This is a genomic window from Kitasatospora sp. cg17-2, assembly GCF_054031055.1.
Map to the genome: position 1 here is coordinate 7288086 of NZ_CM132923.1, position 18038 is coordinate 7306123.

Consider the following 18038-nt stretch of genomic DNA (forward strand, 5'->3'; position numbering starts at 1 on the left):
AACCTCAACCGTGATCCGCGCCACAGCGGCTGGCGGGTCCGGGAACCGAGGGTCGAGCCGCGGACAGCGAAGGATCAGCTCATGGACCACACGGTCGGGTCGTGGGGGACCGGAGGGGAGAGTACCGGTGGGCGGGGGGCGATCGGGAGGGTCGCGGAGGCGCCGGCCGTCCGGGTCACCACCTCCGCGGTGACGCTGGGCGTCGTGCCGGGGGGCACCGGTCCGGAGCGGACCTGTGCGCTGGCCTCGTCCAGCAGGTCGATCGCGGCGCCCGGCAGGGCGTGCCCGGGGAGGTAGCCGTGCGCGAGTCGGGCGGCCGCGGCGAGGGCCTCGTCGGTGATCTCGACCTCGTGGTGGTCGACCAGCCGTTGCCGGGCGTCGCGCAGGATCTGCAGGACGTCCTCCGGTGTCGGTTCGGCCACCGGGACCGGCTGGATCCGCCGGTCCGGGCCCGAGTCCCGTTCCCACCGCTGGTGGTCGGCGGAGCCGGTGGCCGCGACGATCGAGACGCCGGGCACGTCGAACACGGGCCGGAAGAAGGCCAGCGCCTCGGCCTGCCCCTCCCGGGTGCGGACGACGGAGAGGGCGTTGTCGAGGAAGAGGACGAGGCCCGAGGACCGGAGGATGTCCTGCACCAGCTCGGCCATCACCTCGGTGAAGCGGCCGTGGTGCCGGGGGTCGGTGAACAGCGCGGTGACGTCGAGCCGGAGGACGGTCCGGCCGAGGAATCGCGTGGGAACGTCCCCGCGGGCAATCGCCTGCGCCAGCCCGGCCGCGATGCTGGTTTTCCCCACCCCGGGATCGCCGACCAGCAGCGCGACATTGCGGGCCCGTCGGCTGAGTGTCTGGAGGACGCGGTCGATGTCGGGGCGGCGGCCGACGACGTCGCCGAGCCGACCGTCCCCGGCTGCCAGGGTGAGGTTCCGGCTCAGCTCGAACAGTGAGTCCGGCACAACGGGTCCCAGGGGCAGCACGGGCAGGGCGGAGTGCGGATCGGCCGACCGCGCCGATGCGGTGAGCACCTTGCCACGCACTTGGTGGCTGTTGACCCCGAAGGACTGCAGCACCTCCATTGCCTGGCCGGTGCTCGAGTGAACGAGCGCCAGCAGCAGGTGCTGGGGGCCGATGCGGACGCTGCCGAGCTTCGCGGCCTCTTCGGCCGAACGGTCAAGGGCCGCTCTGGCCCTCGCGCTGAACTGGAGGGGAGCGTCGAGGAGGACGGGCACGTCGCTGAGCCGTCCCACTCGTGCCCGGGCGAGTTCGAGCGACACCCCGAGGGCCGAGAGGGCCTGCTGGGCGGGGCTGTCCTCGTCGTGCAGGAGGGCCAGGAGCAGGTGCCCGGAGTCGATGTAGGTGTAGCCCTGTGCCCCGGCCTCTTCCTTTGCCAGGATGACCACCCGTTGCGCACCGGCGTTGAAGTTCTCAAACACCATGCCGCTCACCCCGCTCCAGCACCGCCAGCTCCTTCCGCGCCCGTACCGTGTGCGGGTGCTGCGTGCCCAGCACCCGGTCCCGCTCCGCGACGAGTTGCCGCAGCAGCGCCGTCGCCTCCTCCTCGGCGCCCGTCAGCGCGAGGTTGCGGGCCAGCATGTGCCGCGTCCGCAGGGTGTCCTCGTGCTCGCTGCCGAGGAGGCGGCTGCGGTCGGCGAGGAGGACCCGGAGGACGGCGATGGCCTCCACCCGGTGGCCGGCCTCGCCGAGGTTGACGGCGAGGAACTGGCGGGTGTGCAGGGTTTCCGGGTGGTCCCTGCCGAGCAGGCGGGCGTGGACGGCGGGGAGGGGGCGCAGCAGGCGGGCGGCTTCGGCCGGGTCGCCGGCGCCGCCGACGCAGTGGGCGTGGGCGCGGCGGCAGCGCAGGGTGTCCTCGTGCTCGGCGCCGAGGAGACGGGTCTGCTCGTCCAGGACGTCCCGCAGGGACGCGGCGGCGCCGGCCCAGTCGCCCTCCAGGGCCTGCTGTTCGGCCGCCGCCTGCTGCTCGCGCAGCGCGGGGGCGACGGTGTCGGCGTAGATCCGGTTGTGGCCGAGGGCGATCAGGTTGGCGTTGTCGGTGGTGCTGTTGAGGGGGACGGGCAGCCCCTCGGCGACCATCAGGCTGACGAGGCGCTGGTAGATGTCGTCGATGGTGAGGTACTCGGGGCCGCCGGCGACGCCCTCGCGCAGCAGTCGGATGAGCCGTCCGGAGAAGGCGGTGTGGTCCTCGCCGGGCGGGGAGAGGGAGACCTGGTCGCGCTGGGCGGAGGTCAGCACGTAGGTGCCGGAGACTTCCAGCTGGTTGATGGTGCCGGGGCCGCCGCCGGCCATGGTGCCGGTGACGGCGCGGCCGGAGAAGCAGCAGTCCAGCACGATGATCTTGGTGGTGGCGCGGCTGTTGAGCACCGCGCCGCGCAGTTTGTCGTACTCGATCGAGGTGAAGTCCGGGTCCGCGTACTCGCTCTCCGGCAGCGCGAGGTAGAGGTCGTGCCGTCGGCCGCCGACCAGTCCGTGGCCGGTGAAGTAGACCAGCAGCAGGTCCTCGGCGGCCCGTGCGGCGTCGCGCAGCTTCCGGCCGACCCGGCCGAGGTCGGCGTCGTCGAGCAGGACGGTGCAGTGCTCCTCCGGGACGACCCCGTGGTCCGGGTCGGTGAACAGGGCCGCCAGGTCGGTCACGGTGCGCGCGACCGCCGGGAGGTCCGGCAGGTCCGGGTCCGTGTACGTGCTCGCGCCGACCAGCACGATCCGGGACCGCAGGGGGTCCGGGAGGCGCACCTCAGCCCTGCTCGGGACCGGACGGAGCCGGTCCCTCCAACGCCGGTCCCTCCAACGCCGGGCGGTCGACCGCCCGGCCGTCGACCGCCGGGCCGTCCGCCACCGGCCCCTCCAGCGCGGCGCGCAGGATCGCCTCCAGGTCCCCCGCGCGCACCCGCTTGGCGTCGATCTCCACCGTCCCGCCGCCGATCCGACGGATCTTCAGCCGGACGTCGCTGCGCCGGGGCTGGGCGAACCAGACGCGCAGGGAGGAGGCGAGCACCGAGAGCGCGCCGCCGGCGCCGAGGGCGACGGTGACGGCGTCCAGTACCGAGCCCATCTCCCCGGGTCCGGGCGGACGCCCGGTCAGGGTGACCCCGGTCAGGCCTGGTTCGCCCCGGAGCCAGTCGGTCAGCGATTCGGCCTCCGCGACGGTCTCCCCACCGGTCACGGAAATGTGCACGTCCACAGGTGCCCCCCACAAGGCTGGTTCTGGACGGAGTCGAGAGCGGTCAGTCTACTGATCCGCGGGAGCCTCGCGGGAGTTCCCGATCATTGCTCGGGACCGTGGTCCGGGACGAGCAGCCGCAGCGCTCCCGGCACGACGGTGACCTCGACCGGCAGCGGTGCCATGAACTCGCCGTCCGCGTAGGCGGTGATGCCGGGGGAGTCGAGCCGCAGCGAGGCGGTGCGGTGCGTGGTGACCTCGGGCCGGGCGGTGTGGGTGCCCTTGAGCAGGGTGGGGAAGAAGCGGGCGATCCGCCGCCTGGGCATGGCGTCGACGAGGGTGACGTCGAGCAGGCCGTCGGCGGGGTCGGCGTCGGGGCAGATGAGCATCCCGCCGCCGTAGCTGCTGGTGTTGCCGACCGCGGCGAGGGTGAGGTCGCGCTCGATCTGCGTCCCGTCGGCGAGGGTGACGCGGAAGGGCAGCGGGCGGAGGTTGGCGAACTCCACGGCGATCGCGAGGTTGTAGCGCATCCGGCCGTGCGGCCAGCGCAGTCGGTTGGTGCGGTCGCTGACCAGGGAGTCGAAGCCGCTGGCGAGGACGGAGCCGAACCAGCGGGTGGTGCCGTCGGCGGCGGTGACCCGGCCGAGGTCGACGGTGCGGGTGCGGCCGGTGGCGACGGTGTCGGCGGCGGCCTCGGGGGTGTCCCGGGGCAGGCCGTGGGCGCGGGCGTGGTCGTTGCCGGTGCCGGCGGGTACCACGCCGAGCGGGGTGGCGGTGCCGGCCACGGCCTGGAGGGCGAGGTTGATCATGCCGTCGCCGCCGACGACGACCAGGGCGTCGCAGGACGGCGAGGCGACCGCCTCCCGGGCGAGCGCGAGCGATTCGGCGGCGGAGCCGCCCGCCCGCGGGTCCACGGTGATGCCGTGGGCGCGCAGGCGGGCGGTGGCGCGGTGGGCGGCCGGTTCGGCGTGGCCGGCCGAGGCCGCCGGGTTGGTGAGGAGAACGACGCGGGCGATGGTTCTCCGGTCGCTCACGGGATCAGCTTGCCCGGGTTGAGGATGCCGGCGGGGTCGATCTCGGCCTTGACGGCGCGCAGGATGCGCACGCCGAGGTCGCCGATCTCGTCGGACATCCAGGGGCGGTGGTCGGTGCCGACGGCGTGGTGGTGGGTGATGGTGCCGCCGGACCGGACGATGGCGTCGCAGGCGGCCCGCTTGGCGGTGCCCCACTGCCGCAGCGGCTCCTCGCCGAGGGCGGCGACCACGGTGAAGTAGAGCGAGGCGCCGGTCGGGTAGACGTGCGAGATGTGGCAGAGCACGAGCGACCCCGGCAGGGCCTCGGTCAGCGCGGTGGTGACGGCGAACCGCAGGGCGTGCAGGTCGCGCCAGCCGGCGGCGGTCTCCAGGGTCTCGCACAGCGCGCCCGCGTCGAGCAGCGAGTCGCGCAGGTACGGGGCGTTGAACCGGCCGTGCTCCCAGGCCCGGGCGGGGGCCTCGCCGAGCGAGGTGCCGCCGGCGGCGAGCAGGACGGCGCGAGTGAGCTGGTGGCGGGCGGCGACCTGCTCGGCGGTGCCCTCGAAGACGGTGACCGCGAGGCAGCCGCTGATGGCGGCCTCGCCGCCGATCTTCTCGGTCATGGCCAGGTTGATCATCGTCTCGGCCTCGTCGGAGAGCCGGATGACGGTCGGGCCGGTGCCCTGCTGCTCGACGGCGCGCAGCGCGGCGGCGCCGGTGGTGAAGTCGGGGAACGACCAGGCCTCGTACGCCTTGACGGCGGGCACGGGGTGGACGCGCACCCGGACGGCGGTGATCACGCCGAGGGCGCCCTCGGAGCCGAGGAACAGCTCGCGCAGGTCGGGGCCGGCGGCGGAGGCCGGGGCGCGGCCGAGGTCGAGCACACCGGTCGGGGTGACCACCCGCAGGCCGCGCACCATGTCGTCGAACCGTCCGTGGCCGGCCGAGTTCTGGCCGGAGGAGCGGGTGGCCGCGAAGCCGCCGATGGTGGCGAAGCGGAAGCTCTGCGGGTAGTGGCCGAGCTCGAAGCCGCGCTCGGCGAGCAGGGCCTCGGCGGCCGGGCCGGTGAGGCCGGCGCCGAGGAGGGCCTCGCCGGAGGTCTCGTCGAGGTCCAGGAGCTGGTCGAGCCGGCGCAGGTCGAGGGAGAGGACGGCGGCGAACTCCCCGCGCTCCGGGTCGAGTCCGCCGACGACGCTGGTGCCGCCGCCGAACGGCACGACGGCGATCCGGCGCTCGGTGCAGACGGCGAGCAGCGCGGTGATCTCGTCCTCGCTGCCGGGCAGCACGACGGCGTCGGGCGCGTCCTGCGGGTCGCGCGAGCGGCGGCGCAGCAGGTCAGGGGTGGACTTGCCGCCGGCCCGGGGGAGGCGGTCGGCGTCGGCGGTGCTCAGGTGGCCCTCGCCGACGACGGCGGCGAGGGCCGCGAGGTCGTCGGGGGTGAGGGCGGACGGCCGCAGGACGACCTCCGAGGCGTCCGGCCCGGGGGCGGCGTCGCCGGTGACGCCGAGGGCGGCGGCGAGCAGGCCCTTGATGTCGGCGGACAGCTCCTTGGCGAGGGCCGGGTCGCCCCAGGCGTCCCACTTCATCGGGGGGAGCGGCAGGGTGGCCGTACCGGTGGGGGTCGCCGGTGCCGCTTGCTTCTCGGGGGTCATGCGTTACAGTTTTACACATCATGTCAAGTAGTAACGAGCCTCACGAGCGAGGCACCGGGAGCGCTGCCGCGCCTGCCGCCGCACCCGCCGCCGCACCCGCCGCCGAGCGCGCCGCCGAGCGCGGGACCGAGCGCGGCACCGACGACGCGATCCTCGACGCCGCCGCCGAGCTGATCGTCCAACTGGGTGTGGGTCGAGCCCAGTTGGCCGAGATCGCACGCCGCGCCGGCGTGAGCCGGCCGACCGTCTACCGGCGCTGGCCGGACGTCCGCGCCGTGATCGGCGCACTGCTCACCCGGGAGATCGCGGCCACCCGGGACGCCGTCCGGCTCACCGGCACCGACCGGGGCGCGTTCGTCGACGGCGTGGTCGAGGTGGCCGTCCGGCTGCGCGACCACCCGGTGCTGGGCGCGCTGCTGCGCTCCGGCGACTCCGACACGCTCTTCGAGTACGTGGTCGACCGCCTGGGCGCCAGCCAGCGCGGACTGCTGGAGGCGCTGCGGTCGGGGATCGAGCAGGGGCAGCGGCACGGCTCGATCCGGGCCGGGGAACCGCTCGAACTGGCCGCGATGGTGCTGCTGATCGCCCAGTCCACCGTGCAGTCGCACCGCATGGTCGCCCCGGTGCTGCCCGAGGAGGCCTGGCGGCGGGAGCTCGCCCGGGCCCTCGACGGCTACCTCGCGCCGTAGTACCGGCGACCAGTCACCGGCCACCAGAGCCCAGTACCCGCGCACCGCCCGCAGACCGACCGCCTCCGGAGGCCGCAGATGACCACCACCGCCGGGCCCTTCGCCGGGACCGCCCGACTCACCTCCCGCCGCCGCGAGTTGGAGCTCTCCTCGCTGGCCGACCGCCCGTCGGTCGATCTGCTGGTGATCGGCGGCGGCGTCACCGGCGCGGGCGTCGCCCTGGACGCGGCCGCGCGCGGACTGTGCGTGGCCCTGGTCGAGTCCCGCGACCTCGCCTTCGGGACCAGCCGGTGGAGCTCCAAGCTCGTCCACGGCGGTCTGCGCTACCTCGCCTCCGGCCGGATCGGCGTGGCCCGGGAGAGCGCCGTCGAGCGCGGTGTGCTGATGACCCGCACCGCCCCGCACCTGGTCCGGCCGCTGCCCCAACTCGTGCCGCTGCTGGACGGGTTGTTCCGCCCCGGCCAGGCCGCGCTGGTCCGGGCCGGCTTCCACGCGGGCGACGCGCTGCGGCTGAGCGCCGGCACCCCGGGCGGTCTGCTGCCCCGGGTCCGCCGGGTGGGCGCCGACCGCGCCCGGGTCCTGGTGCCGGGCCTGCGCGGCGCCGGCCTGTCCGGCGCGCTGGTCGCCCACGACGGCCAACTCGTCGACGACGCCCGCCTGGTGGTGGCACTGGCCCGCACCGCCGCGCAGTACGGGGCGACCGTGCTCACCCGGGTGCGCGCCGAGGAGGTCACCGGGACGGGTGCCCGGCTCGTCGACACCCTCACCGGGGCCTCGTTCTCCCTGAACGCCCGCGCCGTCGTCAACGCCACCGGCGTCTGGGCGGGCGAGGTGGACCCGTCCATCCGGCTGCGGCCCAGCCGCGGCACCCACCTGGTGGTGGACGCGGCCGCGCTCGGCCGCCCGCTCGCCGCGCTGACCGTCCCGGTGCCCGGCTCCACCAGCCGCTTCGTCTTCGCGCTGCCGCAGCAGCTCGGCCGGGTGGCGATCGGCCTCACCGACGAGGACGCGCCCGGCCCGGTCCCCGACGAGCCGCAGCCCTCCGAGGCCGAGGTCGACTTCCTCCTCGACACCGTGAACGGCGCCCTGGAAACGGCGCTGACCAGGGCCGATGTGCGCGGCGCCTACGCGGGGCTGCGTCCGCTGATCGACACCGGCGACGGTGCCACCGCCGACATCTCCCGGCAGCACGCCGTCCTGGAGTCGCCGAACGGCGTGATCACCGTGGTCGGCGGCAAGCTCACCACCTACCGCCGGATGGCCGAGGACGCCGTGGACACCGCCGTCCGGCTGCGCGAGCTGTCCGCCCGCGCCTGCTGGACCGCCCGGCTGCCGCTGGTCGGCGCCCCCGGCCACCGGGACAGCCGTCCGGTGCCGGAGGGAGAGGTGGCGGCCTCGCTGCTCGCCCGGCACGGCGGGGCGGCCGGCGAGGTGCTGGCGGTCGGCGAGGAACTCCTCGGCGCCGGGTACGGGGCGCCGGTCGCCGACGGGATCGACGTCAGCCGCGCCGAGATCGCGTACGCGCTCACCCACGAGGGCGCGCTGGACGTCGAGGACGTGCTGCACCGGCGCACCCGGATCGGCCTCGTCGCGGCGGATACCGAGCGCGCTCGGGCGGCCGTCGAGGGCATCACGGCGAAGGTGTCGGTCTGACGCGTTCTAGTGCCCGGTCCGCTCCGCCATCGGCTGCACGTCCGCACCGAACTCCAGCGTGCAGCTGAGCGGCCGCTCCGGCGCGCCCGTCCGCTCCAGCCGGACGGCGAGCGGCCGCGGCGGCTCCTCCGGCAGCTGCGCGGCGAGCGTGAGCGGGTACACCCCGTGCCCGCGGACCCGGTGGAAGGCCACCTCCTTGCCGTCCACCAGCACCTCGGTCTCGGTGATCCATCCGGACCGGACGTTCACCGTGACGGAATGGCCGGTCCGGTCGAGGTGGAAGCTGTGCCGCTGGCGCATGGGAGACCTCCGGTGCTGCCCTCCGGGACACGGTCAGTGTACGTCGCGAGTCGGGTGAATTCCCCTCGCGGTGGGGCGATCGGCGTGAATGTCATGATCATCTCCTTCGTGCAGGAATCATGAGGAAACAACGCTGCGTAGGCGATCTGTTACGTGATTGTCATCCTGGGTTGCGGCGGGGGGTTCGCTCGGGGTGAGAGGTTTTCCCAGGTCCCGAACAGGACCGTCTGATGACCTGTCACCATGCGAGAGAGTCCAGATGACACCACGAGTCTCGGCCTCGCCCGGTTCCACCGGCGGGGCCTTTTCCTTGCGTTGGATACGCCGAATATCAACGGCTCTGACACTTGGTCTGCTCGTGCAGACCGGTGTCATGACCGACGCCCTGGCGTCGCCCCGGGCGGACAAGAAGCCCGCTCCGCAGGCGCCGGCCACCCCGGCCGCGCCGTCCGCCGAGGCCCCTGACGAGGCGTCGGCCCTGCTGGCGGCCCGCCTCCAGGGCAAGCGGATCGAGGTCACCAAGGCCCGCACCGAGTTCACCACCCTGTGGGCGAACCCGGAGGGGACGCTGACCTCGGAGCGGTCGACCGGTCCGGTCCGGATGAAGGTCGGCGAGGCGTGGGTCCCGGTCGACACCACCCTCGTCCAGACGCCGGACGGCAAGGTCGCACCGAAGGCGCACCCGGAGGGGCTGGTCTTCGAGGGCGGCGACGCCGGGGTGACGGTGGGCGACAGCCTCCCCGCCGCCGGTGCGCCGGCGCCCGCCGAGCACGCCTCCCGCGGCGTCGCGCGCACCGCGGCCCAGGCCGAGGGCGCGCCGGGGGCTCAGCCCGGGCAGGAGCCCGCGCCGGCCCCCAAGCCCGCCGAGCGCCCGCTGGTCAAGATCGGCTCCGAGGGCCATGAGGTCGAGTTCGGCTGGCTGGGCCGACTGCCCAAGCCCAAGCTGTCCGGCAACAAGGCCACGTACGTCGACGCCCGTCCCGGTGTGGACCTCCTCCTGGAGGCGACCCGGACCGGCTTCGAGCAGTACCTGATCGTCAAGGACCGCAGCGCGGTCTCCCAGGCCGGCACGCTCACGCTGCCGATCGACACCACCGGCTACCAGGTGGCCAGGCAGCCCGACGGCGCGATCCACCTGCTGGGCGCCGACGGCAGTGCGGCCGTCAGGATCCCGGCGCCGGTCATGTGGGACGCCTCGGTGGAGGAGCGTTCGGGCGAACACCTCAACCGCGCACCCGTCCTCATGGAGCTGCGCGGCAGCGGGGGGGACGCCGAGTTGGTGTTCACCCCGGACGCGGCCTTCCTGGCCGACGCGAAGACGCAGTTCCCCGTGACGATCGACCCGGCGGTCAACGTCGAGGCGAACTTCGACACGTACGTGCACACCGGTGAGAACAACGACAACTCCTCCTCCACGGAGTTGAAGCTGGGAACGTACAACGGCGGTGCCACCAAGGCCCGTTCGTTCATCCATTTCCCCGGTGGCGACTTCAACGGCAAGCAGATCCTGGACGCCAAGCTGTACCTGGCGAACTTCCACTCCTCCTCGTGCATCCCGAAGCAGTGGGGGGTCTGGTCCGCCCAGTACGCGGACACGGGCAACCGCTGGGGCAACCAGCCCAACATGATGGACCGCTACGCGGTCTCCGACGAGACCCGTGACGTGCCGAACGACGGTGACAGCCACGACTGCCTCGGCGAGGGCGGCACCTACTGGGTGAAGGCCAACGTCACCAAGCTGGTGCAGGACTGGTCCGGCATGGGCGCGGGCACGTACGCGTTGGGCCTCAAGGCGGTGGACGAGAACGACTCCTACACCTGGAAGCGGTTCGAGTCCTCCGAGGGCGAGCACTCCCCGTTCCTGTCGATCACCTACAACACCGTGCCGGTCACCCCGGCGACGGTCGAGATCCAGCCGTCGCAGCCGGGCAACCCGAAGTACACCTCGGACGCCAACCCGCTCTTCCTGACGCAGGCCGCGGACGTCGACGGTGACGCGGTGAAGGTCTACTTCGACCTGTGGCGCGGCGGCACCTTCATCGGCTCCATCCCGAAGGACACCCCGAACGGCGCGGTCGCGTCCGTCCGGGCGTCCGACTTCGGGCTGCCGAAGCTCGACGAGGGTGTGCAGTACTCGATCTCCTCGATGCTGGACGACGGCAAGTCCCGTTCCAACTGGGTGACCACGCAGTTCGTGGTGGACACGACCAAGCCGGGCGCGCCGTTCGTGACCTCCGCCGACTACCCGTCGGACGGGCTGTGGCACGGTGCGGCGAACCAGGCCGGGTCGTTCACCTTCTCGGCCCCGGCCGGGACGGACGACGTGACCGCGTACGTCTACACGCTGGACGGCGGCACGGCCGTCACCGTGAACTCGGGCGCGACGCTGACCACCAGCATCACCCCGACCACCGAGGGCCGGCGCGTGCTCAGCGTGCAGGCCAAGGACCGCGCGGGCAACCTGTCCCCGCCGGCGACCTACACCTTCCAGGTCGGCCAGGCCGGCCTGAGCTCGCCGATCAACGGCAGCCAGTCCGCCAAGCGGGTCAAGCTGGCGGTCGACGCGCAGGCGCAGTTCAAGCGTGTGGTGTACGAGTACCGTCGCGGCCCGGGTGCCACGGAGTACGCCGTCCCGCGCGTCAACCTCACCAAGGCGGACAACTCGCCGGTCACCGAGGACCGGCCGCGGCTGGCGGACCTCGGCACGCACGCCAACTGGAACGTGCTGGACACCCTCGGCAACGTCGGCGGTGTGGTCCAGGTCCGGGCCAAGCTGTTCCCCGAGGACGGCTCCGGCAACGGCTACACCACCGTCTGGAACACCATCACGGTGGACCGCAACGCCGACGGCGCCGCGAGCGCGGAGATCGGCCCGGGCTCGGTCAACCTGCTGACCGGCGACTTCTCCACCGACGTCAACGACGCCACCGAGCTCGGTATGTCGGTGGCCCGCACCGCCTCCTCGCGCGGCACCGATCGCGGCTGGCAGCCGCAGGGCGAGCGCCTCACGCTGAACCAGCGTCAGATCAGCACCGACACGGCCGGGTTCTCGTCCGGGCTGGCGACGCTGTCGCGTTCCACCGTGCGCGGGCACGACAGTTCGACCGACTCGCTGCTGATCACGCCGACCGGCCAGGCCGGGCAGATCGACTCCTACGCGGGTGTCGGTCCGGACAACACCATGGCGCTCGGCATGAAGCCGGGCCGCACCTACCGCCTCACCGGCTGGATCTACGTGCCGGGCTCCACCGGTCTGAACCCGGACTTCGGTGACCGCGGCCTGCGGCTCGCCGGCTTCGTGAAGACCGGCGCCGGTTACGCCAAGACCACCTCGCCCAAGGCGGGCTTCACCGACGGCTGGCAACAGCTGAGCGTGGACCTCGCGGTCCCGGCGGACGCCACCGAGGCGTTCTTCCGCCTCTACAACGGCTTCACCGGCGCGGACAAGCAGGTGTTCTTCGACGACATCTCGCTGAAGGAGATCGTCGCCCCGTTCGGTCCGCAGTGGGCCGGCGGCCCCGACGCGGGTGCCGGTTCGGACTACCGCTCGCTGTCGTTCCCCCAGTCCGACCTGGTCGAGATCAAGGGCAACGACGACACCTCGCTGACCTTCGCCAAGGGCACCGACGGCACCTTCTTCCCGGAGCCGGGCGCCGAGTCGCTCACCCTGAAGGCCGTCCCGGCCGTCGGCGGCGCTCTCGTGCTCAGCACCACCGGGCAGTGCCTGGAGGTTCCGAACGGCTCGGCCGGCAACGGCGCCGTGTTCCGGGGCGCGCCCTGCACCGGTGCGGCGAACCAGCAGTGGACCCGCGGTGACGACGGGACACTGCGTGTGCTCGGCTACTGCCTGGACAACTCGTGGGGCGTGACCGACAACGGCACCCCGCTGACCCTGTGGGGCTGCAACGCCGGCATCAACCAGCAGTGGGACGTCCGCACCGACGGCATGGTGATCAACCGCCAGTCCGGCAAGTGCCTGGACGCCGACAAGGGCGCCTCGATCTGGGTCTGCTGGGCCGGGCCCAACCAGATCTGGGACGTCCAGACCGCCGGCACCACCTACGAGCTGTCCGACCTGGACGGTTCCAAGACGGTGTTCGCCCGTCAGGCCGGATCTTCCATCTACCAGGTGGTCTCGGACATCGGTCCGGAGGCGTCCTCGGCCACTCGGTACCAGTACGACACCACCGACGGCCGCTCGCTGGTGAAGCGGGTCATCCCGCCGGTCGAGCCGGGCGTCGACGACGCCAACCACTGCTCGGTCGACCCGCTGCCGCGCGGCTGCGAGGTCATGGAGTACGACTACGCCAAGGTGACGACCGCCACGGCGGCTGCGGCCGGTGACTACCTGGACCGGGTCCGGGCGGTGAAGGTGTGGTCGTGGAACCCGGTGACCTCCAAGCAGGAGGCCGTCGAGGTCGCGCACTACGCGTACGACGACAAGGGCCGTATCGCCCAGGTCTGGGACCCGCGTGCGGCGCAGCCGTTGAAGATCGGATACGCCTACGACGCGGACGGCCGGGTCGCTCGGATCACCCCCGCCGGTGAGCTGCCGTGGAACTTCGACTACGGCAGGGCCGCGGCCGACCAGGACCCGGGGCGCCTGCTGAAGGTCCGCCGCGGGACGCTGGCACCGGGCACCAAGAACCAGGTCAACGGTGAGATCGCGACCGCTGTCGTCTACGACGTGCCGCTGACGCGCGGTGCGGGCGGTCCGTACGACCTGGCCGGTACCGATGTGGCCAAGTGGGCGCAGCTGGACGCGCCCACCGACGCCACCGCCGTCTTCGGTCCCGAGGACGACCCGGGTACCAGTACCGCCACGGCGGTGAAGCCCGGTCAGGACGGCTACCGGCCGGCCACCGTCCACTACCTCAACGCCTCCGGCAACGAGGTCAACACCGCGACGCCGTCGGTGACGCCGGGCGGTGACATCGACACCAAGGAGTACGACCGCTACGGCCACGTCGTGCGCTCCCTGGAGGCCACCAACCGCGCGATCGCGCTGGGCAACCACCCGGACGCCGCCCGGTTCGCGGCCGAGCTGAACCTGACCGGCGACTCCGCGTCCCGGGCCCGCCAGCTCGACTCGCGCACCACGTACTCCCAGGACGGTCTGGACGTCGCCGAGACGCTCGGCCCGGCCTACCGCGCCCTGCTCACCGAGCAGGTCACCGGCCAGAGCACCCCGGTCACGGTCACGTCCGAGGCGGAGAAGCTGCCGCAGCTCGGCGGTTCCGCGCCGACCCAGATCGACACCAACTGCTGCGGCCTCACCTGGTCCGGCGGTGCCCACCTGAGCATCCGGCCCACCGCGGCCGGCGCGTTCGACGCCGTGCGCGTCAGCGTGCCGGAGGAGGGCGACTACGTGCTCTCCGGCCAGCTCACCAAGTTCAGCGACCACGGCATCGTGCAGTTCGCGATCGACGGGCAGAACGTCGGCCAGCCGATCGACACCTACTCCGCCGATCCGGTCGTCGTCCCGTACGCGACCGGCCAGGCGGTCCGCCTCGCCCGCGGCGACCACGAGCTCAAGTTCACCGTCGTCGACGCCAACCCGGCCAGCACCGGCGCCCGGTACCACACCGGGATCGACACCGTCACGCTGACCAAGACCACCCTCAACCCGACCCTCGCGGCCGGGACCCCGGTCGTCGCGCGCGACCACAACACCAGCACCTACGACGAAGGGAAGCCCGACGGCCAGGCCTACCACCTGGTCACCACCAGCACCGACGGCGCCCGCATCGACGGCTACGCCGACGACGCCGAGGTGCGGGTCACGAAGAACGGCTACGACGCGCCGATCGGCGGTACCGCCGGCTGGACGCTGCGGAAGCCGACCTCGGTGACCACCGACGCGCTCGGCGCCAAGCCGACCGCGACGGTCAAGTACAACGCCCAGGGCCGCGCGCTGGAGTCCCGCAAGCCGGGGTCCAACGGCGCCGACGCCGGGACGGTGAAGGCGGTCTTCTACACCGCGGGTGCCAACCCGGACGACGCCGCGTGCGGCAATCACCCGGAGTGGGCGGGCCTGGGGTGCGTCACGATGCCGGGCGGCGGTGTCACCGGCGCGGACGCGGCGCGGATGCCGACCACCCTGCCGGTCAAGCGGGTCACCCGTTACTCGCCGTTCGGCGAGCCCGAGGAGACCACCGAGACCAACGCGGGCAAGTCCCGCAAGACCGTCACCACCTACGACGGCACCGACCGGATCCTGTCGACCGAGATCACCTCGGACGAGGGCAAGCCGCTGCCGAAGGTCACCACCGAGTACGACCCCGCCACCGGTGACAGTGTGAAGACCACGGCCGGCGGCAAGTCGCTGACCCGGGTGATCGACCAGCTGGGCCGGCTGATCTCGTACACGGACGCCGACGGTGGCACCACCACCTCGGAGTTCGACCGGTTCGGCAAGCCGGTGAAGGTCACCGACCCGACCGGCTTCAGCACCTACACCTACGACCGCGCGAAGGAGCCGCGCGGGCTGGTCACCTCGGTCAACGACAGTGTGGCCGGTGAGTTCACCGCGAAGTACGGTCCGGACGGCCAGCTGGTCGAGCAGACCTACCCCGGCGGCATCGTCCGCAAGGACACCGTCAACGCCGTCGGCGAGGCAACTGGCCGTACCTACACCCGCACCAGCGACAACAAGGTGGTCTGGGCCCAGACCGCCGACGTCTCCACTCAGGGCCAGGTGGTCAAGGACACCAGCTCCACGGCCACCCGCACCTACCAGTACGACCGGCTCGGCCGGCTGGTGAAGGCCGAGCAGTCCACGGTCGCCACCGGCTGCGTCACCCGGCAGTACGCCTTCGACTCCCACTCCAACCGGCTGTCCAAGCAGACGTCCCCCAAGGGTGCGTCGGGCGAGTGCAGCACGGCGGGGGCCGCGGCGGAGAACCACACCTACGACAGTGCCGACCGTCTCACGGACGCGGGCTTCGTCTACGACGCCTTCGGGCGCACGGTGAAGACCGCGACCGGCGCGACCAACACCTACTGGGCGAACGACCGGGTCGCCGCCCAGGAGAAGGGGGACACCAAGCAGGAGTGGGCCGTCGACGCCGCCCACCGCCTGACCGCGTTCACCACCAGCAAGAAGCAGGCGGACGGCTCCTGGGCCGGCGCCACGTCGAAGCTGAACCACTACGGTGACGACTCCGACGAGGTCCGCTGGACGATCGAGGACACCACCCAGGGCACCCTGACCCGCAACGTCTCGGGCCCGGACGCCGACCTGGTGGCCACCACCAGCAGGACCGGTGACGTCCAGCTCCAGCTGACCAACCTGTTCGGCTCGGTGGTCATCACCACCGACACCGCGCTGACCAGGCCGGTGGTGCTGGACTTCGACGAGTTCGGCATCCCGCAGGACGGCCAGGCCACCGCCCGCTACGGCTGGCTGGGCGGCAAGCAGCGCTCCGCCGAGGCCCAGGACGGCGACATCCTCATGGGTGCCCGCCTCTACAGCCCCGCCCTCGGCCGCTTCCTGCAGATCGACCCGGTGCCCGGCGGCAACGCCAGCACCTACGACTACTGCACCGGCGACCCGGTCAACTGCACCGACCTCGACGGCAACTGGGGCATGCCCAAGTGGCTGAAGAAGACGGTCGAGGTCGTCGCCAAGGTCGCCGAGGTCGTCGCCACCGTGGTTCCCGGCCCGATCGGGTCGGTCGCGGCCGCGGTGTCAGCGGTCTCGTACGCCGCCAGTGGCAACTGGGGGAAGGCCGCGGAAATGGCGGTGACCGTGGTCGCCGCCGCGGTCGGCGCTGCGGTCGTCGTCAAGGCGGCCTCGGTGGCGGTGAAGGCGGTCAAGGCCTCCAAGAGCATCCAGGCGGCCAAGGTGGCCGTCAAGGAGGCGCGGGCCCGCTACAAGGCACCGATCAACTTCCAGCAGCAGCAGGGCCACATCAAGGGTTCGTCGCACTACAACAACCGACTCAAGGAGAACAAGAACACCTCGCACTGGCTCTCCAAGCGGATGGCCGACCCGTTGACCAGGTTCGTGCACGCGTTCGGTCGCAGGACCGGCGGCGGCGCGGGCGAGCGGAAGATGAAGATGCCGTTCCCGGTCGGTCGTGGCATGCACGGTGAGCTCCAGCGCATCGTGCGCGTCACGGTCAAGAAGGGTAAAATCCACGGTTCGCCGTACCACAAGTGACGGACCGGGAGATCGAGAGCCGGATGGAAATGAGTCATGCGTTGACCGGCTGGGCCGAGTGGGCATCGAGGGCGTACGGCGACGGTCCACGACCGAACTTCGCGTTCGTGAACGAGTGCTACGACCGGAATCCCTACGCGGAGCAGATCCGGCGGATGTCGGAGATCGCCGGAGTCGAGGAGTGCACCAATCTCGACGACGACGTCTGCTTCCGGCTGGAGGTCGACGGCGGCCGCCGGCGCAAGTGGATCGTGCTGCTGTCGATGGTGGGCCCGTTCGCCATGGTGATTCAGGTCGACAAGGTCGGGTCGTTCTTCTCCGACCTGGTCTCGACCCCGCTGGTGGCATCGACCGACCAGGTGGCCGCGGCCCTTCTCGAAATCCTGCGGGACGGGGGATTCCACGTCCTGTCGGCCGAGGAATCGACAACGAACGCGCCCTTCATGATTCCGCCGGACGAGGAGCCGGAGGACGGGCCGCTCTACCGGATTCTCTTCAGCGACGCTACCGAGTTGCCCTGGTAGCCACCTGAGGGATGTTCGGCCGGATTCTTCGGCCGAGGGGCTCTCCCGGGCTGATGCCCGGGAGAGCCCCTCTGTCGTTCCCGGTGCCGGTTCAGGCCAGGCGGCCGCCGCCGTCGACGTGGAGGACGGTGCCGGTGACGAAGGGGCTGGTCATGGCGAACCGGACGGCGCCGACCAGGTCGTCGACGGTGCCGGTGCGGCGGGCCGGGTTGCGGTCGGCGACGGAGCGCAGGAAGGCGGTCTTGTCGGGGCCCAGGCCGTCCCAGGCGCCGGTGTCGACGATGCCGGGGGAGACGGCGTTGACCCGGATCGGGGCGATCTCGACCGCGAGGGCCTGGACGAGGAAGGCGAGCGCGCCGTTGGTGGTGGCCATCACGGTGCGGGCGGGGGCCGGGCGCCAGGCGGCGACGCCGGAGAAGAAGGTGAAGGAGGCGCCGTCGGGGGTGTCGGTGGCGGCCTGCGGGGCGAGGTGCTTGGCGAGCAGCAGCGGGCCGTAGACCTTGGCGGCGAACGCCCGGTGGATGTCGGCGAGTTCGAGTTCGGCGAGCGGGCCGTTGGCGGGCATGGCGGCGGTGGAGACCAGGTGGTCGAAGCGGCCGGTGGCGGCCGCGAGGGCGGCGACGGACGCCTCGTCGGCGAGGTCGACGGGGACGGTGCGGGCGGGGCCGGGGAGTTCGCCGGCGGTCCACTCCAGCTTGCGCGGGTCGGGGCCGGCGAGGACGAGTTCGGCTCCGGCGGCGGAGGCGGCGTGGGCGAGGGCGCGGCCGGTGCGGGAGCCGGCGCCGATCACGACGACGCGGCGGGAGGCGAGGGGGAGAGTGCTGTCGGTCATGGGACAAGGCTGTTCCGACCAGGGGTGATGCGTCCAAGG

Annotated in this window: 11 protein-coding genes; 4 read left to right on the top strand and 7 right to left on the bottom strand. The window is 72.5% G+C overall.

Annotated features, from left to right (window positions below; translation table 11 throughout):
- Positions 1 to 74: 74 nt before the first annotated feature.
- The 5 genes from ACW14Y_RS30620 to ACW14Y_RS30640 form a co-directional block, all read right to left on the bottom strand.
- Positions 75 to 1433 (bottom strand): Clp protease N-terminal domain-containing protein, encoded by a 1359-nt coding sequence (locus tag ACW14Y_RS30620; RefSeq protein ID WP_456984102.1) that lies wholly within the window; start codon positions 1431 to 1433, stop codon positions 75 to 77.
- Positions 1423 to 2745 carry a caspase, EACC1-associated type gene (locus tag ACW14Y_RS30625; protein WP_456984103.1) on the bottom strand — a complete coding sequence of 441 codons (1323 nt, stop codon included), beginning with the start codon at positions 2743 to 2745 and terminating at the stop codon, positions 1423 to 1425. The genes ACW14Y_RS30620 and ACW14Y_RS30625 overlap by 11 nt, the downstream gene beginning before the upstream one ends.
- A gap of 1 nt (position 2746) precedes the next feature.
- Positions 2747 to 3187 (bottom strand): effector-associated constant component EACC1, encoded by a 441-nt coding sequence (locus tag ACW14Y_RS30630; protein WP_456984105.1) that lies wholly within the window; start codon positions 3185 to 3187, stop codon positions 2747 to 2749.
- An 89-nt stretch (positions 3188 to 3276) separates the two neighbouring features.
- The gene (locus tag ACW14Y_RS30635) at positions 3277 to 4206 is read right to left on the bottom strand and encodes a diacylglycerol kinase (protein ID WP_456984107.1); all 930 of its coding nucleotides are present in this window, start codon (positions 4204 to 4206) and stop codon (positions 3277 to 3279) included.
- Positions 4203 to 5771 carry an FAD-binding oxidoreductase gene (locus ACW14Y_RS30640; RefSeq protein WP_456988296.1) on the bottom strand — a complete coding sequence of 523 codons (1569 nt, stop codon included), beginning with the start codon at positions 5769 to 5771 and terminating at the stop codon, positions 4203 to 4205. The genes ACW14Y_RS30635 and ACW14Y_RS30640 overlap by 4 nt, the downstream gene beginning before the upstream one ends.
- Positions 5772 to 5857: 86 nt before the next feature.
- On the opposite strand from ACW14Y_RS30640, the gene ACW14Y_RS30645 reads away from it, so the two are divergent.
- Both ACW14Y_RS30645 and ACW14Y_RS30650 read left to right on the top strand, forming a co-directional pair.
- Positions 5858 to 6526 (top strand): TetR/AcrR family transcriptional regulator, encoded by a 669-nt coding sequence (locus tag ACW14Y_RS30645; protein WP_456984109.1) that lies wholly within the window; start codon positions 5858 to 5860, stop codon positions 6524 to 6526.
- Positions 6527 to 6604: 78 nt separating this feature from the next.
- The gene (locus tag ACW14Y_RS30650; RefSeq protein ID WP_402721953.1) at positions 6605 to 8179 is read left to right on the top strand and encodes a glycerol-3-phosphate dehydrogenase/oxidase; all 1575 of its coding nucleotides are present in this window, start codon (positions 6605 to 6607) and stop codon (positions 8177 to 8179) included.
- 6 nt (positions 8180 to 8185) lie between these two features.
- Here the strand turns inward: ACW14Y_RS30650 and ACW14Y_RS30655 are convergent, their stop codons facing one another.
- Positions 8186 to 8479, bottom strand: coding sequence for a hypothetical protein (locus tag ACW14Y_RS30655; protein WP_456984110.1), 294 nt, complete (start codon positions 8477 to 8479; stop codon positions 8186 to 8188).
- 373 nt (positions 8480 to 8852) lie between these two features.
- On the opposite strand from ACW14Y_RS30655, the gene ACW14Y_RS30660 reads away from it, so the two are divergent.
- Both ACW14Y_RS30660 and ACW14Y_RS30665 read left to right on the top strand, forming a co-directional pair.
- Positions 8853 to 16643: a ricin-type beta-trefoil lectin domain protein gene (locus ACW14Y_RS30660; RefSeq protein WP_456984112.1), complete on the top strand. Its 7791-nt coding sequence runs from the start codon at positions 8853 to 8855 to the stop codon at positions 16641 to 16643.
- On the top strand, positions 16640 to 17167 hold the full coding sequence (locus tag ACW14Y_RS30665; RefSeq protein ID WP_456984114.1) for a hypothetical protein: 528 nt from the start codon (positions 16640 to 16642) through the stop codon (positions 17165 to 17167). Before ACW14Y_RS30660 ends, ACW14Y_RS30665 begins: the two co-directional genes overlap by 4 nt.
- A gap of 91 nt (positions 17168 to 17258) precedes the next feature.
- On the opposite strand, the gene ACW14Y_RS30670 is transcribed toward ACW14Y_RS30665, so the two are convergent.
- The gene (locus ACW14Y_RS30670) at positions 17259 to 17999 is read right to left on the bottom strand and encodes an SDR family oxidoreductase (RefSeq protein WP_380309721.1); all 741 of its coding nucleotides are present in this window, start codon (positions 17997 to 17999) and stop codon (positions 17259 to 17261) included.
- Positions 18000 to 18038 lie beyond the last annotated feature (39 nt).

What these genes read in the sequence shown, in the direction of transcription:
- ACW14Y_RS30620 (WP_456984102.1), bottom strand. Translation starts at nt 1,433, where the DNA reads ATGGTGTTTGAGAACTTCAACGCCGGTGCGCAACGGGTGGTCATCCTG.
- ACW14Y_RS30640 (WP_456988296.1), bottom strand. Translation starts at nt 5,771, where the DNA reads ATGAAGTGGGACGCCTGGGGCGACCCGGCCCTCGCCAAGGAGCTGTCC.
- ACW14Y_RS30645 (WP_456984109.1), top strand. Translation starts at nt 5,858, where the DNA reads ATGTCAAGTAGTAACGAGCCTCACGAGCGAGGCACCGGGAGCGCTGCC.
- ACW14Y_RS30650 (WP_402721953.1), top strand. Translation starts at nt 6,605, where the DNA reads ATGACCACCACCGCCGGGCCCTTCGCCGGGACCGCCCGACTCACCTCC.
- ACW14Y_RS30655 (WP_456984110.1), bottom strand. Translation starts at nt 8,479, where the DNA reads ATGCGCCAGCGGCACAGCTTCCACCTCGACCGGACCGGCCATTCCGTC.
- ACW14Y_RS30660 (WP_456984112.1), top strand. Translation starts at nt 8,853, where the DNA reads ATGACCGACGCCCTGGCGTCGCCCCGGGCGGACAAGAAGCCCGCTCCG.
- ACW14Y_RS30670 (WP_380309721.1), bottom strand. Translation starts at nt 17,999, where the DNA reads ATGACCGACAGCACTCTCCCCCTCGCCTCCCGCCGCGTCGTCGTGATC.